The organism is Arthrobacter sp. S39 (assembly GCF_004320525.1).
Classification (GTDB): Bacteria; Actinomycetota; Actinomycetes; order Actinomycetales; family Micrococcaceae; genus Arthrobacter.
Genome location: NZ_SIHX01000003.1, coordinates 198,526 through 215,569, shown reverse-complemented (window position 1 = coordinate 215,569; position 17,044 = coordinate 198,526). Strand labels below are relative to the sequence as shown.

8 protein-coding genes are annotated in these 17,044 nt (G+C 67.1%); all 8 read left to right on the top strand.

Features of this window, described 5'->3' with window-relative positions; genetic code table 11:
- Positions 1 to 18 precede the first annotated feature (18 nt).
- The 8 genes from EYS21_RS07515 to EYS21_RS07480 all read left to right on the top strand — a co-directional run bounded on the left by EYS21_RS07515 (position 19) and on the right by EYS21_RS07480 (position 16,997).
- On the top strand, positions 19 to 6,153 hold the full coding sequence (locus EYS21_RS07515; RefSeq protein ID WP_131132580.1) for an Ig-like domain-containing protein: 6,135 nt from the start codon (positions 19 to 21) through the stop codon (positions 6,151 to 6,153).
- Between the two features lie 77 nt (positions 6,154 to 6,230).
- A complete protein-coding gene (locus tag EYS21_RS07510; RefSeq protein WP_131132579.1) occupies positions 6,231 to 7,202 on the top strand; it encodes a MoxR family ATPase in 972 nt (323 codons plus the stop codon).
- Between the two features lie 48 nt (positions 7,203 to 7,250).
- Positions 7,251 to 8,582, top strand: a complete 1,332-nt coding sequence (locus EYS21_RS07505; protein ID WP_131132578.1) for a DUF58 domain-containing protein — start codon at positions 7,251 to 7,253, stop codon at positions 8,580 to 8,582.
- Entirely contained in the window at positions 8,579 to 11,158 is a 2,580-nt protein-coding gene (locus EYS21_RS07500; protein ID WP_131132577.1) for a transglutaminase domain-containing protein, read from the top strand. Before EYS21_RS07505 ends, EYS21_RS07500 begins: the two co-directional genes overlap by 4 nt.
- The gene (locus tag EYS21_RS07495) at positions 11,155 to 12,708 is read left to right on the top strand and encodes an RDD family protein (protein ID WP_165478276.1); all 1,554 of its coding nucleotides are present in this window, start codon (positions 11,155 to 11,157) and stop codon (positions 12,706 to 12,708) included. Before EYS21_RS07500 ends, EYS21_RS07495 begins: the two co-directional genes overlap by 4 nt.
- A complete protein-coding gene (locus tag EYS21_RS07490) occupies positions 12,705 to 13,625 on the top strand; it encodes a protein phosphatase 2C domain-containing protein (protein WP_131132575.1) in 921 nt (306 codons plus the stop codon). The genes EYS21_RS07495 and EYS21_RS07490 overlap by 4 nt, the downstream gene beginning before the upstream one ends.
- A complete protein-coding gene (locus EYS21_RS07485; RefSeq protein ID WP_131132574.1) occupies positions 13,612 to 15,207 on the top strand; it encodes an FHA domain-containing protein in 1,596 nt (531 codons plus the stop codon). Before EYS21_RS07490 ends, EYS21_RS07485 begins: the two co-directional genes overlap by 14 nt.
- On the top strand, positions 15,204 to 16,997 hold the full coding sequence (locus EYS21_RS07480; RefSeq protein WP_131132573.1) for a serine/threonine-protein kinase: 1,794 nt from the start codon (positions 15,204 to 15,206) through the stop codon (positions 16,995 to 16,997). Before EYS21_RS07485 ends, EYS21_RS07480 begins: the two co-directional genes overlap by 4 nt.
- Positions 16,998 to 17,044: the final 47 nt, after the last annotated feature.

The window sequence follows — 17,044 nt, the reverse complement described above, 5'->3', positions numbered from 1 at the left end:
TGAGGGAAAAGTAACGCCGTGACAACTCTGCTGGGGAAGCTTGGTCTGAAGCGCCATCACAAACTCACGAAGCGCCATAAGCGGCTGGTGTCTGGTGGGGCGTTTGGTGTTGCGGTGGTGGTGTTGGTGACGGGTGCTGTGTTGTATCCGGGGTTCAAGACCACTGAGGTGGAGTTGAACGATGGCGGTGTGTGGGTTGTCAGTAAGTCGAAGAATGCTGTGGGGCGGTTGAATTATCCGTCGCGGGTTCTTGATGGTGCGGTGACTCCGGCGAGTACGACGTTTGACATCCTGCAGAATGCGGGGGATGTGTTTGTCGATGATGAGACGGGTTCGACGTTGAACCAGGTTTCTCCTGCGAATATGCGCCTGGGTGGGGATAAGCAGTTGCCGGGTTCGGCGGAGGTGAGCTTCGGGGCGGATGTTATTTCTGTGACGGATGCGGCGTCGGGCAAGGTGTGGGCGGTGTCGCCGTCGACGGTGAATGGTTTTGACCAGGAGGCGTCCGAGCCGGTGATGGTGGGTTCGGAGGGTCTGGTGTCCGCGGTGGGCGCTGATGACCGGATCTATAGCGCGGATCCGAAGTCCGGTGCTGTGACGGTGACTGCGGTGGACGCCAATGGTGGGGTGGTGTCCTCGGATTCGAGTACCTGGGGTGAGCTCAAGGGTGCCGGGGATCTGCAGATCACGGTGGTGGGGGATAAGCCGGTGGTCCTTGATGCCGCCGCGGGCAAGCTGTTCCTGCCCGGCGGCAAGCGGCTGCAGTTGGAGAACGCACGGGACGCGAAGCTCCAGCAGGGCGGTCCGGGCAGTGATTTTGTGGCGATTTCGACGCAGAAGGCGTTGTTGAAGCAGCCGCTGGACGGTTCGACGGCGAAGACTGTCACCTTCGATGGTGAGGGTGTGCCTGCGGCGCCGGTGCAGTTGGGCGGGTGTGTGCATGCGGCGTGGTCGGGTGCGAACAAATACGTGCGCGACTGCACGAATGATGCTGATGACAAAAACGTTGAGGTGCCGAAGGCGAGTGCGTCGCCGTCGTATGTTTTCCGGGTGAACCGGGACCTGGTGGTTTTGAATGATGTGAACTCGGGGAATGTGTGGCTGGTGAACCAGAACATGCAGCTCGTGAACAACTGGGACGACGTCATCCCGCCCAAAAATGAATCGGACGAGCAGGACCAGGAATCTGCCGACAACAACACCATCAACGTCCTCCCGGACCGCACCAAGCCCAACCGGCCGCCGGAAACCAAACCGGACGCGGTCGGCGTCCGGCCCGGACGCACCACCATCCTCAGCGTCCTGGACAACGATTCCGATCCCGACGGCGACGTCCTCACTGCCGCCGTCGGCAACGCAGGTCCCAAGGCCGGGAGTCTCGAAAGCATCTACGGCGGCACCGCCTTCCAGATCTCGGTGCCGGCGGACGCACAGCCGGGCACCGAAACATTCGACTACAACGCCGCCGACGGCCGCGGCCTGTCGGCGGGCGGCCAGGTGACGCTGAGCGTGGTGGGCCCGGAGGAAAACCGGCCACCCCAGTTCAAGCGCGGCGGTGACGCCACCACCATGCTGGTGGAACAGGGCAAGACTGTCAGCCAGAACATCCTCACGGACTGGATGGACCCCGACGGCGACGACCTGGTGCTCATGGACGCCAAGGCGGACAACGACCAGGACCAGGTCAAGGTCCGCCGCGACGGCCTGCTGACCTTCCAGGATTCCGGTGCCACCGCCGGCAAGAAGAACGTCACCGTGACCATCTGGGACGGCCGCGCCACGGTCACCGGAAAAGTCGTGGTCAACGTCCAGCCGCCTGGCGCACTCGCCCCCGTCGTCAACGCCGACCACGTCACAGCCGTCGTCGGCCAGGACCTGGTGATCGCGCCCCTGAAGAACGACGTCGATCCCAACGGTGGCGCACTGCGCCTGGCCCAGGTGGAAGCCAACGGACCCGCCGAACTCGGTCCCGTGACCGACGGCGGGACCTTCACTTTCAAGAGCACCACCCCTGGTCCTGTCTACCTGACGTACATCGCGAGCAACGGCCCGCAGAGCAGCCAGGGACTCATCCGCGTCGACGTCGAATCCGGCAAGGACACCGGCGACCCCGTCGCCGTCCATGACGTTGCCCTGATGCCGACCGGCGGAAGCGTGCTCCTTGACCCACTCGCCAACGACTCCGACCCCTCCGGCGGAGTACTGGTCCTGCAGTCCGTGCAGCTGCCGGACAATATCACCGCGTCCGTCAGCGTGATCGACCACAGCGTCCTTCGCATCACCGACGTCCTGGGCACCAAGGAACCGTTCCTGTTCGAATACACCATGTCCAACGGCCGAAAGTCCGCCACCGGCAGCGTCTCTGTCGTCCCGGTGCCCGCTCCCGCCGTCGTGGAAGCCCCGCAGCCGAAACCGGACGAAGTGAACGTCCGGGTCAACGACGTCGTCACCATTCCCGTGCTCGACAACGACACACACCCGCAGGGTGAGAAGCTGACCGTGGACCCGGTCCTGCCGCAGGGCGTGGATGCGCTGGACGGCAAAAGCTTCGTCTCGGAAAACACGCTCCGGTTCATCGCCGGTTCCCAGCCGAAGACCGTCCGGGCCATTTACAACGCGGTGGATCCGCAGGGGCAGAAAAGCGCTGCCGCGGTGACCATCCACATCCTTCCGCTGGAAGGATCGGAGAATTCGCGGCCCCAGCCCCGCAACCTGACCGCGCGCGTTGTCGCCGCCGGCACGGTGCGCATCCCGGTGCCGCTGGACGGCATCGATCCCGACGGCGACTCCGTGCAGCTGACCGGCATCGACAGCACCCCGGCCATGGGAACCGCCACTGTGGGCAGCAATTTCATCGACTTCACCGCCGCCGGTGACGGAGCCGGAACCGACACTTTCCGCTACAAGGTGGTGGACCGCCAGGGCGCCGTCAACACCGGCACCGTGACGGTGGGCATTGCCCCGCGGGGCGAAACCAACCAGAACCCCACCCCCGTGGACGACGAAGTCAAGGTCCGGCCCGGACGCCAGATCGCCGTCGACGCCACCGGAAACGACACCGATCCCGACGGCGACATCATCCGCATCCTCACCGACGGCATCGAGGCCGACGACGCCCTGCAGGCCACCGTCAGCAAAACCAGCGGCCGCATCATCCTGCTGGCGCCGGGTGCTGCGGGGACGGTCAACGTGCGTTACACCATCGCAGATGACCGCGACGCCACCGGCCAGGCCACCATCCGCGTGGTGGTGGACAACGAGGTTCCTCTGCAGGCCCCCATTGCCCGCGACGACAGGGTGACCTCAGCCCAGACCATGGGCAAGACGGCCGTGGATGTTCCGGTCCTGAAAAACGACGAAGACCCCGACGGCGTGGGCGAGAACCTGAAGATCAGCACCGAAGCCACCACCGCCCGTCCCGGCACGGACGGGACCATGATTGTTGATCTGACGGAGCAGCCGCAGCTGATTCCGTACACCGTGGAGGACGTGGACGGGCAGAAGTCCACCGCCATCATCTGGGTGCCGGGCATCGGGCAGCAGGTCCCCACCCTCGCCAAGGACGAGGTGATCGAGGTCATCGCCGGCCAGTCCGTCACTGTGGACCTGAACGAGTGGGTCAAGGTCCGGGAAGGACGCTCCCCGCGGATCACGCAGACAGACCGGATCAAGTTCATCGGTGCCGACGGCGGCGACCCCACCGGCGGCAGCGCGACGTCGCTCAAATACACCGCGGGCACCGACTATGTGGGGCCGGGCTCGCTCAGCTTCGAAGTGACCGACGGCAGCGGACCGGACGATCCCGAGGGCCTGAAGTCCACCCTCAGCATCCGCACCAAGGTTCTGCCCGATCCCAACCGGAACAACCCGCCCACCCTGCTCGGCGCAACCGTTGAGGTTCCCAAGGGCGAATCGGCGGACCTGGACCTGGGCCCCCTGACGTCGGACCCCGACCGGGACGACGTTGACAACATGAAGTACGAACTGGTTGGCGGCAGCCCGGCCAGCTTCAACGCGAGGATCGAGGGCAAGACCCTTAAAACGTCCGTTGACGGTTCGACGTCCACCGGCACAACAGGCGCCATCCAGGTGAAGGCCAAGGATTCACGCGGGCTTGAGGCCACCGCCACCTACCAGCTGGCCGTGACGGCTTCCAACCGGCCCAAACCTGTGGCCAACGATGACCTCGAACCCAGTGCGGCCGCCGGAAAGCCGGTCACGGTGAAGGTCCTGGCCAACGATTCGAACCCGTTCCCGGAGACGGCACTGAAAATCGTGGCCGCGGGTGCCGAAACCGGAAGCGGGAACGTGGAGGTGTCCGGCGACTCCGTGGTGGTCACGCCGGCTCCGGGATTCTCCGGGTCCATGGTGGTGTCCTACACGGTGGCGGACAAGACGGGGGAATCCTCAAGGCAGGCTACGGCCCGCATCCGCCTGACCGTCAAGGACAAGCCGCTGGCACCCACCACGCCGCAGGCGCAGAGCGTGGGGGACCAGACGGCGTTGCTGAACTGGTCCGCTCCGGCCGACCGAGGTTCCCCCATCACCAAGTACACGGTGTATGGCGAGTCCGGCTTCCGTCAGGACTGCCCGGCGAACACGTGCACCTTGAACGGTCTCATCAACAACACGAAGTACCACTTCCAGGTGACGGCCACCAACGAGTTTGGTGAGTCGGAGCGATCCCCGGCCTCCGCCGAGGTCCGTCCCGACGTCAAGCCCGACACCCCGTTGGCGCCCACCTTGAAGTTCGGTGACAAGCAGCTCTCCGTGAACTGGGTGGCGCCTGCCAGCAAGGGGTCACCGGTCAAGTCCTATGACCTGGAAATCTCGCCCGCCCCGCCGGGACAGAATGCGCAGATCCAGAACCTGACAGCGGTCAGCTACGTCTGGAAGGGACTCCAGAACGGCGTGTCCTACAAGGTCCGGGTCCTGGCCCGCAACGACGCCAAGGACCCCTCCGAGTGGAGTCCCTACTCGGCAGCCGAGGTGCCGGCCGGCGTTCCGGCCACACCCGCGGCACCATCTGCGGCGCAGGCGGGTTCAGTGGGTTCACAAAGCCAGCTGAAGGTGAGCTGGACCGCGCCGAACAACAACGGCGATGCTGTGTCCTCGTACACACTGACCACCCTCCGGGGAGGCGCGGTGGTGGCGAGCCAGCAGGTCACCGGCACTTCGCAGAACGTGACGGTGGACAACTCCGAAACGAACTACACCTTTGCCGTGTCCGCCACGAACAAGGCGGGAACCAGCGGCACAAGCGCCCAGTCGGCAGCCATCCGGGCCTCCGGCAAGCCGGGCCAGGTCAGCGGCGGAACCGTGGCAGACACCGGGAACAGCGGTCAGCTCCAGGTCACCTTCACGCCGCTCACCGAGGCCCAGCGCAACGGATCCACAGCCAGTGAGATTGCCTACTCCTACCGCGCATCAACCGGTCAGTCCGGGCCGATCAACGCCCCTGGCGGCAACATCAACGGCCTGCCCAATGGACAGAACATCACCATCAACATCATTGCCACGTCCACCAGGAACAACGTTGCAGGTGATGCCCAGGCGATCGGCACCGGCAACCCCTACGGACCAGCGAATGCGCCCAACGTGGACGGACGGACCTCGGCCCAGGGTGACGGTGACGTGCACTGGACCTGGAACGACCCCAACACCAACGGCCGGCCCCTTAGTTACTACGAGGTCAGCTACGAGGGAGGCGGCTGGATCAACGTGGGCAAGGCCAACCGCTACGACAGGTCCGCCGGCGGCTGGGACCAGCCCCGCCAGCTTCGCGTGCGTGCCGTGACGGCGGTCAACGGTGCCATCGGCGGACCAGTAACGTCCAGGTCCGGTGCCGACCCGACTCCGCCGCCGCCCACTTCGTGGAACATCACGGCAACCCCGGTCCGCAGCTGCACCGAACCGCGCAAGGGGACCGACAGCTATGTCGCCGGCAATCCGTCACAATGCAACGGCGAGGGCAAGTGGCTTGACGCCGGCGCCGCCGCGCAATCGGACCGTTACCAGGTCTGGTACAAGACGTCCAACAACCCCAGCGGCATCTGGTACCACCTGACCTCCGGCATGGCGGCCGGCAACTGGATCCGTTGCGACACCTCGAACCTGGGGTGCAACCCGCCCAACGGGATGCCTAACCGCTAGCCCCTTACAACCTGACCCAACGGTCGGGCCCGGGTTTCCGGGCCCGACGAAACCTTGAACAAGAAGAGGATCCACCCATGACAATGACAACCGAGCAGGCCGAATGGTTTGCAGGCACCTTCGAAAAGCTCGTTGCCAACGTCGGACAGGCGGTGCTGGGCAAGGAGCACGTCATCCGGCTGACCTTCACGGCAATGCTCGCGGAAGGCCACGTGCTGTTCGAGGACGCGCCAGGCACCGGCAAGACCATGCTGGCGCGGGCCATGGCGGCCACCGTGCAGGGCTCCAACAACCGCATCCAGTTCACCCCGGACTTGCTGCCGTCGGACGTGACCGGCGTGACCATCTACGACCAGAAGACGCAGAAGTTCGAGTTCCACAAGGGACCGATCTTCAACAACATCGTCCTGGCCGACGAGATCAACCGTGCGTCGCCGAAGACCCAGTCGGCGCTGCTTGAGGTCATGGAGGAATCGCGGGTCACCGTGGATGGCGTCACCTACGAGGCCGGCCGGCCGTTCATGGTCATGGCAACGCAGAACCCCATCGAGCAGGCGGGCACCTACCGGCTGCCCGAGGCGCAGCTGGACCGCTTCCTGATCAAGACCTCCATCGGCTACCCGGACCACGCCTCCACGGTCCGGCTGCTGGGCGGCACGAACCTGAAGGACCGCTCCAAGGAGCTCTCCGCAGTAATCACCACCCAGGCCGTGGCGGACATGGCCGACCTCGCAGCCACCGTCCATGTGGACACTGCAGTGCTCGAATACATTTCCCGGCTCTGTGAAGAGACCCGCAACGCGCCCGAGTCCCGGCTGGGCGTCTCCGTGCGCGGGGCCATCGCCATGGTCCGCGCCGCGAAGGTCTGGGCTGCCGGCCAGGGCCGGAACTTCGTCCTGCCCGACGACGTCAAGGAACTGGCTCCCGTGGTGTGGACGCACCGGTTTGTGATGGACCCGGAGGCTGAATTCTCCGGCGCCACCCCAGAGGCTGTCCTGACCCGTGTGCTGTCGGACGTGGCTGCCCCCCAGCAGCGCGCCACTCTCTGACGGTTCCAGGACCCCCGACCACCACCCAGCGCAAACGAAGGCTCTCCTATGTCCAGCAGCACTCCGTTGACCCGGCTTGCTGAGCGTCTCCGGCAACTTCTCCACCGGAACGGCAAGCCCACAAGGCTGCACCCCTCGGCTTTCTGGGCCGAGGCCACCAGCACGGCCGGCCTGGCCCTGGCCCCTGCCTGGCGGAAAGTCCGGGACCTTTGGCTCCGGTACGCGTGGCCGGTGCTGTCAGTGGTGAGCATCCTGGGCTGGTCCGTGCTCGCGGCCGCCATCCTGCTATGGGCCACCGGCCAGGCCTTCGGCTGGCAGGAAGCCAAGGCGGCAGCCATCGCCGCGTTTGTCCTCTTTGTGATCGCCGTCGGATTCATCCTGGGCCGCTCATCGTACGGCGTGGTCCTGGACCTCGCCCGGACCCGCGTCGCCGTGGGCGACAGCGCAGTGGGCAGCATCGCGGTCTCCAACACCTCCGCGCGTCCGCTGTTGCCCGCCGCCCTGGAGCTGCCCGTCGGTGCTGCCACGGCGGTGTTCCACCTGCCCAGGATGAAGCCGCAGCAGGTCCACGAGGACCTGTTCACCATCCCCACCGCCCGCCGCGCCGTCATCGTGGTGGGCCCGGTCCGCTCCGTCCGGGCGGACCCGCTGCACCTGCTGCGCCGCCAGGTGCTGTGGACCGAGCCGGAGGACCTCTTCGTCCATCCCCGCACGGTTGCCCTGGCCGGCTCGGCAGCCGGGTTCATCCGCGACCTTGAAGGCATGCCCACCACGGACCTCTCCAGTGCCGACGTGTCCTTCCACGCGCTTCGCGACTATGTGCCAGGGGATGACCGGCGGCACATCCACTGGAAGACCACCGCACGGACCAACAAACTGATGGTCCGCCAGTTCGAGGAAACCCGCCGCGCCCACCTGGCCATTTCGCTGTCCATCAACACGGAGGAATACGCCTCCGAACAGGAGTTCGAGATGGCGATCTCGGCCGCCGCCTCGATCGGCCGCCAGGCCATCCGGGAACAGCGCGAACTGGACGTCCTGACCCAGAAGGGACCGCTGCGCTGCGAAACCGGGCGCAACATGCTGGACGACATGACCAGGATCGTCGGGGCACCCATGCGCCGTACCGCCGTCGACCTTGCCCGGTCCCTCGCAGACACGGTCCCCAACGCCTCAGTGGTGTTCTTCGTGGTGGGCAGCAATGTCACACCCACCCAGTTGCGCTCCGCCTCTGCTTCCGTCGCCCCCGGCGTCCGCAGCCTCGCGGTGCGGCTGCAGGCCGGCGCCGCGCCGACGCGGGCCAACATCGCCGACCTGACTGTGCTGACCCTGGGTGACCTTGCTGACCTTGCCATCGTCCTGAGAAAGGCGGCCGCATGAGCTCCGCATCCGACCTCCGCCCCCGGGCATCCCGGCAGCAACAGCACCAGTCCGCGTTCGCCGACGGCAGGCCGCCCTGGCACTTTATGGTCGACGCCGGGGCGCTCACCGTCCTGCTCGGGCTGGGTGTCCTGGGCTTCAGCCTGAGCTTCGGCGGGGACGCCTACTACCTGCTTTCCGGGTTCGGCGGCATCATCCTGGGCCTGGCCCTCGCCGCCGCCAACGCCCACCTCCGGCTCGGCCTGCTCATCACCACGGCCCTGGCCCTGGGCGCCTACCTTGTGCTCGGAACCGTGCTGGCCGTGCCGGAGGCCGCCATCGCAGGCTTCCTCCCCAGCCTGGACTCCCTCCGGACGCTGCTCCTGGGCGTGGTGTTCGCCTGGAAGGACATGCTGACTGTCGGCGTGCCGGTTGGTACGGCCGGGGGAGTGCTCATTGTCCCGTTCCTCAGCTCCCTGCTCACCGCGCTGGTTGCAGGCATCCTCACGTGGCGGGCCAAGAGCCCGTACTGGCCGCTGCTCCCGGTGCTCGCCCTCTTTGTCACCGGCATCGCCTTCAGCACCAACGCCGCGTTCCTTACGGTGGAGCGGGGTATCGGCCTCACCGTGATCGCGATCGCGTGGGCCACCTTCCGGCGCGACGCACTGCGCCGCAGCGACACCCGGAAGGTGTCCGTCAACCGCCCGCAAAGCGACGCCGGAACTGCCCAGCGGGCGAAAATCCGCCGGCTCGGCACGGCGGCTGCCGTCATCGCCGCCAGCGTGGCCATCACCGCCGTCGCAGCCCCCCTGGTCACCGCCAGCGATGACCGTAAAGTGCTCCGCAACGTGGTGGTACCGCCGTTTGACCCCAAGGACTACATCACGCCGCTGGCAAGCTTCCGGACCTTCGTCAAGGATAAAAAGGACGACACCCTGTTTGTGGTCAAGGGCCTGCCGCGGGACGGCCGCGTGCGGCTCGGGGCGCTGGACGCGTTCAACGGCACCAACTACAACATGGACCCCAACGGGTCAGGAAGCTTCAGCAAGGTGGGGGACACCAAGTCCATCAACACCCTGGCCGATACCTCCAGTGTTGTGCCCACGAACGACTACTCCATTGACATCACCATCCAGGACTACCAGGGCTACTTCGTTCCCGGCGGCCGCAAGACCACCGGCCTGAGCTTTGACCAGAGTGCGTCAGCGGCGGCTTCGGGCCTCTACTTCAACTCGGGCACCGACACAGCCGTGACCACCCAGGGACTCTCGAAGGGTGACTCCTACAGCGTCCAGGTATCGGACCCGGTCAAGCTGGAGCACGGCCAGCTCACGCAGTACGACTTCGCCAAAATCACCCTGCCGGACGCCCAGGAAGTGCCGCCGGTGGTGGGCTCGCAGGCCAACGACCTCTCGGCCGACGCGCCCACTGCGATCGACCGTGTCCGCCAGATCGAGGCCCACTTCCAGAAGACCGGTGCTTTCAGCAACGGGCTGGTCACCGAAGGCCAGCTGCCGAGTGTGTCCGGGCACAGCTCGTCCCGGATCCGGAACCTCCTGACGGCCAAGCAGATGCTCGGCGACGATGAACAGTACGCCGTGGCCATGTCGCTGATGCTCCGCCACCTGGGCATCCCCTCGCGCGTGGTCATGGGCTTCTACCCCGAGCCGACCAGCCCCGAGAACGGCGCCGGCGAGGTGAAGATCACCGGCAAGGACGTCCATGCCTGGGTGGAAGTCGCCTTCGACCGGGTGGGCTGGGTGAGCTTCGATCCGACGCCGCCCAAGGACAACATTCCCATCCCGCCGGACCCCGAAAACAAGTCCAAGCCCAAGCCGCAGGTGCTTCAGCCTCCGCCGCCGCCGCAGGAACCGGCGGACCTGCCGCCGGATTCCTCCCCGGATGCCCTGGACGCGGACCAGAAGAAGAACAACCCCTGGCTGTTCTGGGGCGCCCTCCTCGGGGCCCTCGGAATTGCACTCATTCCGTTGTCCATCCTGGCGCTGCCGCTGCTGCTCATCGCCCTGCTCAAGTCACGACGGCGGAAGTCCCGTTTCACGGACGGCCACCCGGCGCAGCGCGTCGGCGGGGGCTGGAACGAGGTGTTGAGCCTCGCGACTGACATGGGTGCCGGGATCGACACCCGCGCCACCCGCCGGGAAAGCGCCGCGGTGGTCGCTGACGCCTTCCCGGGGTCAGGAACCACCACCACCCTCCTCGCCCGCCGGGCAGATGCCTCGATCTTCGGTGCCGGGCAGCCCAGCGAGGAAGAGGTCAAGGAATACTGGACCATCGTGGACGGCTCGCTGAAGGAAATGACCGCGACGGTGGGCTTCTGGCGCCGCCAGCAGGCCAGGTTCTCGCCCAGGTCCCTGTTGGCGGACGGGCGCGCGGCCCTCAAGCTGCGCAGCGCCGGGCTGGGGCTCGCTTCGCTGCGGCGCCCGGGCTCCGCCGCACCGCAGCCGGGTTCCGCCGCACCGCAGCCGGCTGACGGTAGGGTGGAGGGCGGCCCGGCGGCAACCCCCGCAGCCCCCTCCGAACCTGATGAGTCCACCGTTCTCAGGAACCCTGGCAGGAAGAACCACACCGAACCATGATGCAAGACTCCGAGCGCTGCCAGCGCTGCCAGCAGCTGATCCGTGCCGGGGCCACTTTCTGCACGGCCTGCGGCGCCCCGCTGCCGAACAGGGCTGCCCGGAATGCACGCAACCTGGACCACGCCCAGCGGGCGCAGATGGAACGTGCCGCTGAGCATGCGTCCGGGATTCCCGGTACTATCCCGGTAGTACACCGGGCCCCCGCTGACAGCGGTCCCGGAATGACACAGGCCGTCCACGGTCAAGGGGGAAGAACGGGCATGGCAGTGACTCTTGGGTTGGTTCCGGCCGCAGCGGGCAAACGGCTGGGGGCCGCAGTGCTGGACTGGCTCGCTCCGCTTGCGGTCCTCGCGGTGACCTTCGCCATCGGATTCGCCGGGGTAACGCGCACCCAAAGCGGCGGGTTCATCATCTACGACACCGGGTCACTTGTCCTGTTCGGCGGCATCGGCCTGGGACTCACCCTCGTCTACATCGCTGTCCTGGCGGGTATGGAGGCCCGTTCGGGAATCACTATAGGCAACCGGCTCATGGGCATCCGCAGTGCCGACAAAGACGGCTACGGACCCGGCGGGGGAGGGGTGTTCCTCCGCGGCCTCATTACCGGCGCCGGCATCCTGCTGGCCGTTCTGGCGGCAGCCGTGGTGGTCATCTTCAAGTGGTTCGATGCGGCCCTCTTCATCCTGGCGCCGCTGGCCCTCATCGGCGCCGCCTGGGCGGTGCTTGTGGTGGTATCGAACGCCTGGGATAAAAACGGCAGGCTCCGGGGCTGGCACGACACCGCCGCGAAAACCCTCGTCTTTGACGTCAAAGCCGGGCGGAATCCCATTGCGACGGGCGGTATCCAGGGACCGTACAGCTTCGCGCCTCTGGACCTGCCGCCCGTCCAGCAGGTCGCTTCGCCGGTGGCCGGGGCCGCAAAAACGCCTCAGGTCATCAACGCCCAGGCGCCCCTCAACCCCAACCAGTGGCAGCCGCCGGCAGTACAACCAGCCGGGCCGGCACCGCACACCGCCGCGCAGCCGGCACTCGCCCCGCCGGCTCCTGCTGTGCATCAACCCCCCATGGCGCCACAGGCTCCGGCCATCCAGCAGCACCCGGCAGCGCCCGCCACCGCAGTCCAGTACCGGGCCCCGGAACACGCCGCAGCTAACGCGCACCCGGACGACGACCATGACCGCACGCAGATGCGCGGCGGCGTCCGCGCGGCGGCTCCGGCCGCCGTCCTGCGGATCAGGCTCGACGACGGCCGGGACTTCCAGCTCGACCGGAACGTCCTGGTGGGCAGGAACCCCGTGGGGCAGGCGGGCGAGCAGCAGGCGCAGCTGCTGGCGGTGGATGACCCTGGCCGGTCGATTTCCAAAACCCATCTCCATGTCCTCACGGACGGCGCGGGGGTCTGGGTGACCGACAGGAACTCCACCAACGGGAGCGCCGTCACCACTCCGGACGGCCTGCGTACCCCGCTCCAGCCGGGCGTACCCGCTTTTGTCAGCCCGGGATCCACAGTCCACTTTGGTGACCGCTCCTTCCACCTAGGACAGGCATGAATTCCCAAGCCGCCAGCGTTCCCGCTGCTGCAGACCACGAGTCCGGGTTGAGCCTTAGCTACGGTTATGGCACGGACCGCGGGCTGCGGCGCGAACTCAATGAAGACTCCTTCATCGCTTCCGATCCGGTTTTTGCCGTCGCGGACGGGATGGGCGGCCACGAGGCCGGCGAGATCGCCAGCGGCATGTGCGTCCGGGCCCTGGCCGCGATGCCGCAGCTGGCCACCGGCGAACGCAGTGTTACAGCCGCCGTGATCCAGCAGTACCTGGTGAAGGCCGATAACGCGATCCGGGAGGCTACCGGCGCGCGGGCGGGCACAACCCTCACAGGCGCCGTGGTGGTCGAGCAGATGGGTATGCCGTACTGGCTGGTCATGAACATCGGCGATTCGAGGACCTACCGGCTGAGCCAGGGCCAGTTCGCCCAGGTCAGCGTGGACCACTCCGAGGTCCAGGAACTGGTTGATGCAGGCGAAATCACGCCGGAGCAGGCAACTGTCCACCCTCGCCGGCATGTGGTGACCCGTGCCCTCGGCACCGGGGATGAGACCGAAGCGGACTACTGGCTGCTGCCGGTGGAAGAGGGCGACCGGATCATGGTCTGCTCCGACGGGCTCAACGGCGAGCTGACCGACGAGCACATGTTCCGGATCCTGAGCACAGTTGCCCACCCCCAGGACGCGGTGGATGCGCTGATCCAGGCCGCCCTCCGGAACGGCGGCAGGGACAACGTCACGGTCATTGTGGTGGACGCCAAGAACGTGATGAACGACGCCGGCATGGCCACCACGGCGCCGCGTCCGGGTGCTGGCGCCGAGGACGAGATCACGCTGCCGCGGTCCCAGGTCGTTGACGCCTCACGGCCGGCAACGGCGGGCGCGGATGAAAGCGAGGAGTCCGGTGATGGCCGCGAATAACTATGTGCCCGGCACCTGGCTGGGCATTGTCCGGTCCGGGACGGCCATCCTGCTTGGACCAGGCACACCGCCGCAGTTGGTCCATTCCCTTTGGGAGTTGCTGGAGAGCCGGCCGGAGGTCCATGAGCTGCTCCACGCGGTCACCAGCAGCTTTGGCGTATCGCTGGCCGGCATCCCGCCGTTCGGAATCGTCGATTTCCAGGATTCGCTCCGCATTTTCCTGCGTGGCGACCTGGACCTGACCGTCCAGCTGGCCGGCGGGCCGGTGGCGCTTCACGGGCGCGACGTCACAACGTGGGCCGAACGTCACCTCACAGCCCCCGAGTGGTACCGCCTCAGCGTCCCGGGCGGCGATCCTGCCGGCCAGTCGCTGCCCCTCCAGGAGGGTGTCGTCCTGCTGCAGGCCCTGACGGTGGGCCTGGACGGCGGCGTCGGGGCTGCCGCCGCGATGCCGGTTGCCGGGCAACGTGCAGCACCGGCAATAGCCGCAGACCCCGTGGCGGTAACGCCGGTTGTGCTGCCCTCGCCTGAGCACGGTGCGTCGGCCGAAACCGTCATCGGTGTCATGGACGAAGACGATGAAGACCTGCCTGCCCGGGAACCGGATGCCGGGCCGGCGGAGAATGCCGCTTCCCCAGCCGAAGAGGCGGTGCCGCCCGCTGAGGAGGAACCGGCGTCGAACGGGGCTGTGCCGGCCTCTGAACAGACCAGCACCTACGACCACCTCTGGGAACGAACCGTGGTCCGCAGCATTGAAGATGCGGCTGTCCGTGACGATCCCGACGGCCTGCCTGTTGACGAAGCGCCGGAGAAGCCGGCCCCTGCCGCGCCGGAGCTGCCGTCCGCCGGGGAAACGCCGCCGGCCGTGGCACCCTTAGCTGCAGCTGCAGCTGCAGCTGCAGCTGCACCTGCACCTGCACCGGTGCCGGCCGGGGGACTGATCGACTCAGTACCGTGGAGCACCGGCGGGGCCATCCCACCGGTGCGTGGTTCCGTGCCCGCCCCGGCCAGCGGTGGCCATGACGATGGCGACCACGACGGCCAGACCATCATGAAGAGCGACCTCGCCCGCATGGCCGCGCACCCGGCGCCCGCTGCCGGACCGGGCGCCGCAGGATCCACCGGCCCCATGGTGCTGGCGCGTGTTTGCGGGCAAGGCCACGCGAATCCGCCGACCCACGCCCAATGCGCGGCGTGCGGGCAGCCCTTGCCGTCGGACGCCGTGCAGGTGCCCCGGCCCCGCCTCGGCCGCATGCGCGTTTCCAGTGGCGAGCTTGTGGACCTTGAGCAGTCCCTCGTCATCGGCCGCCAGCCGTCGGTATCACGCGTCCAGGGCGGCGTTATGCCCCGGCTGGTGCAGGTGGCCAGCCCCAGCGGTGATATCTCCCGGTCACATGTGGAGGTCCGTCTCGAGGGCTGGCACGTGATGCTGTGCGACCTGAAGGCCACCAACGGCACTGTCCTGGTCCGGGAGGGCCAGCAGCCGAGGCGACTGGCCCAGAACGAAATGGCCATCCTGCTCGACGGCGACATCGCAGAACTGGGCGACGGCATTTCGCTGCGCTTTGAGGAGATTCTTTGAGTTCCAAACGGCCCATCGCGCCGCCGCCCCCTATCCCGGGGTTTACCTACATCAGCCTGTTGGGTTCAGGCGGCTTCTCAGACGTCTACCTCTACGAACAGGACCGGCCCCGCCGCAAGGTGGCTGTCAAGGTCCTGCTCTCGGACCTGAAGACCGAGGGCGCCCGCCGCCGGTTCGAGTCCGAAGCCAACCTGATGGCCCAGCTGTCCTCACACCCCTACATCGTGACCATCTACGAGGCCGAGGTCACCGACGCCGGCCATTCCTACCTGGCCATGGAATACTGCTCACGCCCCAGCCTGGACGTCCGGTACCGCAGGCAGCGCTTCAGCGTCGACGAGGTCCTGGCCGTGGGCATCCAGGTGGCCTCCGCCGTCGAAACCGCGCACCGCGCCGGCATTGCCCACCGGGACATCAAACCCGCCAACATCCTGGTGACCGACTACAACCGCCCGGCGCTCACGGACTTCGGGATTTCCGGAACCCTCGGTGGTTCCGATGATGACGACGACGCCGGGATGTCCATCCCCTGGTCACCGCCGGAGCAGTTCACGGACGGCAATATCGACGGCGTTATGGTGGACGTCTGGGCGCTCGGTGCCACACTGTACACCCTCCTGGCGGGAAGGTCGCCCTTCGTGATGCCCGGGGCCGACAACTCCCAGCGTGAGCTCATTTCACGCATCAGCACGATGTCGCTGCCACGCCTTGGCCGGGCTGATGTGCCGGAATCGCTGGAACTGGCACTGTCGACGGCCATGGCCAAATCCGCGGCCTCCCGCTATTCCTCCGCCCACGCCTTCGCCCTGGCCCTGCAGCGGATCCAGGCTGAACTGAACCTGTCAGTCACTCCGTTCGAAGTGCTCGAAGAGCCGCACCCCGACGAGAGCCACCCGGACGACGGCTATGAGGAGACCCGGGTCCGCAGCATCGCGGCCATCGATCCGGAGCGGACCGGCAGCGCGCCCACCTTCCCGGCACGGACCCGGCCGCAGGGCCTGACCGACGTTCCGCCGTCGGCCTTTCCACCGGCCGGTGCGCCGGCCGTGCCTCCTGCAGCAGTGCCGGCACCATCGGCGCAGCCACAGGTTCCCGGCAACCTCTTCACCGGCCAGCAGTCCGGAAACCCCGCTGGTGAATGGGCACACTCCACCATGCTCCGCGGCAGTGTGCCCGCTGCGGCGTACGGCACTCCGCAGGACGCAACCGTCCAGCGGCCCGGCGTACCGGCGGGCGCGGTCCTTCCGCCCGGGCAACCGGCAGCAGCACCCCGGACCGGTCCCGAGCCGGAGCTGGACGCTACCGTCAGCCGTCAGCCCGCCGCGCTGGAGTCCGCGCCGGACGTGCCAGCGGACCCCGGCAAACGGAATCTTTGGCTGGCCATCGCGGGCGGAACGCTGCTTGTCATTGCCGTTGTGGTGGGCATCGTGGTGTCAACTTCCACGCCCCCGCCGGCTCCTGTGGTGACGGACCAGGTGAGCAAGCCCCCGGCAGACCCCCTCGATAACGGCACCGTTCCGGATGTCACAGACCTGGTGGGGGAGATGGGCAGCAACGGGAAAGTCGTCTTTACCTGGACCAACCCGCAGCCCAAGGACGGCGACACCTACAAGTGGAACGTCAATGACTTCGTGACCCGGGAACCAGGGCCTTTCCAGGTCACAACTGAGCCGCGTGCGGAACTTGAGCCCGCGCCCGGGAACATCACCTGCATCCAGGTCATGATCGTCAGGACAGACGGGGCAGCCTCCCCGATGGAGGCAGACTCCAGGAACTGCTTCGTGAAATAGTGCGGACGAGCCGGACAAACGAGCATGCGCATTGCCCTTTGAGGAGG